General features: G+C 68.6%; 3 protein-coding genes. All 3 read left to right on the forward strand.

Going from position 1 to position 2,371, the window contains the following annotated elements; translation table 11 throughout:
- Positions 1-406, forward strand: a 406-nt coding sequence (locus AC1DZ6_RS23635; RefSeq protein ID WP_477099547.1) for a TonB-dependent receptor domain-containing protein, incomplete at its 5' end; no start/stop codon positions are given.
- A 71-nt stretch (positions 407-477) separates the two neighbouring features.
- A complete protein-coding gene (locus AC1DZ6_RS23640; protein WP_477099548.1) occupies positions 478-1,575 on the forward strand; it encodes an alginate lyase family protein in 1,098 nt (365 codons plus the stop codon).
- Positions 1,576-1,746: 171 nt separating this feature from the next.
- A complete protein-coding gene (locus tag AC1DZ6_RS23645) occupies positions 1,747-2,325 on the forward strand; it encodes an ANTAR domain-containing response regulator (RefSeq protein WP_477099549.1) in 579 nt (192 codons plus the stop codon).
- The last annotated feature ends 46 nt before the right edge of the window (positions 2,326-2,371 follow it).

Here is a 2,371-nt window from a genome sequence, read left to right on the forward strand (position 1 = left end):
CTTCTGGAAGGACTTCGGCGGCGCGTTCAACTATTCCTACACCACCATCGACGGCAAGGATCAGGCGGGCAAGGCGATCACCCTGCCCAGCGTGTCGGAGAACAACCTCAACGTCATCGGCTACTACGAATCCGACAAGTTCGGCGTCCGTCTCGTCTACAACTGGCGCGACAAGTACGATCTGGCAGCCGGCAACTCGTTCGTCGGCGACGCTCGCACGGTCAAGGCGCGCAGCCAGCTGGACGCCTCGGCCTCGTACAATGTCACCAAGGATCTCAGCATCTCGGTCGATGCGTTCAACCTGACCGACGCGACGCGCTCCGAGTACGAGAACGACCCGATGCTGCCGCGCCGGATCGACTACGACGGCCGCACCTACCAGGTGACGATGCGCGCCAAGTTCTGATCCTTCCTTCCAGCAAGGGCCGGGCTCATCGCCCGGCCCTTTTTCTTTCCCAGTACGAAGAGACGCGTCACATGAAGACCTTGCTGACGGGCGCGGCCTGCGCCCTGGCCCTTCTGGCCTCGCCGGTCCTGGCGACGACGGCCCGGGCGGCCGACTACGCCATCCTGGGTCCCGACTACGCCCAAGGCCTAGGAAAGGGGCGCGCGGCCCAGACGCCGGCGGCCCAGGAGGTGCTCGCCAAGGCGAAAGCCGCCCTGACCCGTCCGCCGGGCGCGATCCCCAAGCTGCACACCGAAGGCACCCTGCCGGGCAAGGGCATCCGCGAGATCAGCCTGAAGGCCAAGGAAGACCAGCCGATCGTGCTGAACCTGGCCCTGGCCTGGCGGCTGACCGGCGACCGGGCCTATCTGGACCAGGCCGGCCGCTATCTGGAGGCCTGGGCCGACATCTACGAGCCGTCGTTCAACCCGATCGACGAGACCGGCTTCGACACGCTGCTGATGGCCTACGACCTGACCGAGGCCGACCTGCCGGCCGCGACCCGCGCCAAGGTCGATAAGCTGTGGCGCGGCATGGCCGCCGGCTATCTCGACGCGATGGACGCCAAGCCGAAGAACTTCGAGACCAACTGGCAAAGCCACCGGGTCAAGCTGGCGGTCATGGCCGCGTTTCAGACCGGCGACGCCAAGCTGGTCGACCGGGCCAGGGCGGCCTACCGCGCCCAGGTCACCGCCAACCTGCGCGCCGACGGCACGGTGTTCGACTTCCACGAGCGCGACGCCATCCACTACGTCACCTACGACTTGGACCCGCTGATGATGGCGGCCCTGTCGGCCCAGGCTCACGGCGAGGATTGGTTCACCTGGAAGAGCCCCGTCGGCGCCAACCTGCCGGGCGCGCTGGACTGGCTGGCCCCCTACGCCAAAGGGGAGAAGGTCCATGTCGAGTTCGCCAACTCGAAGATCCAGTTCGACCGCGACCGCGCCGCCGCCGGACAGAAGGAATACGCGCCCCATCCCTGGGATGTGTCCAACGCGGTGGGCACCTACGCCTTGGCCAGCCTGATGGACCCGCGTTACGCCGCCCTGCGCGACGACCTGACCGCGCGGACGAAGAAGCGGCCGGCGGCCTGGATCCAGCTGCGCGGGCCGTTCGCCGGCGGGCGCTGATCGGTCAAGCTACGGGCGCGACGCGAGCGGCGCGCCTGTGGCGACTTGCCAGGGCGTCCGGCGCCGCTATTTCAGGCTATGGTGTGCAAATACAAGGCTGATCGAGTAACTCCGCCCCCAATGGACCTTCACCGCTCCCCCCTTTCGCCGGACGGACTTAGGGCGGAGGGCATGCGCGTCCTCGTCATTGATCCGGATCCCGCGCGCGCCGCCCTCGTGGCCGAGGGGCTGGAGGGCGTGCAGCCGCTGGAGGTGCGCCGCGCGGCCACGTTCGACGAGCGCGAGGCCGCGGCCTTCGCCCCCGACGTGGTGGTGATCGCCGCCGACAGTCCAGATCGAGACACCCTGGAAAGCTTGCGCGAAGCCGGGCAGCACAATCCGCGCGCCGTCGTGATGTTCGTGGACCGCTCCGAGCCGGGTCTGGCCGAACAGGCCGTCCGGGCCGGGGTCGCGGCCTATGTCGTCGACGGCCTGACGCCCAGCCGGGTGCGCTCGATCCTCGACGTGGCCATCAGCCGGTTCGCCCTGACCCAGCAACTGCGCGGCGACCTGGCCAAGGCCAAGGCCGATCTGGAGTCGCGCAAGACCGTCGAGCGGGCGAAGGGCCTGCTGATGAAGGAGCGCGGGCTGGACGAGGACGGCGCCTATCGCCTGCTGCGCAAGCTGGCCATGGACCGGGGCAAGGCGATCGGAACGGTCGCCGCCGACCTGCTGGCCTTCGCCGGCGTGCTGAAGGGCGACGCCTCGTGAGCGGATTGGCCGACCTGACGCTGGGCTTCATCCCGCTGACCGACTG

The organism is Caulobacter sp. P1_B12_2, from assembly GCF_056406675.1.

Bases quoted from the DNA above. Each gene is read 5' to 3' on its own strand.
- AC1DZ6_RS23640 (WP_477099548.1), top strand. From the start codon at position 478: ATGAAGACCTTGCTGACGGGCGCGGCCTGCGCCCTGGCCCTTCTGGCC.
- AC1DZ6_RS23645 (WP_477099549.1), top strand. From the start codon at position 1,747: ATGCGCGTCCTCGTCATTGATCCGGATCCCGCGCGCGCCGCCCTCGTG.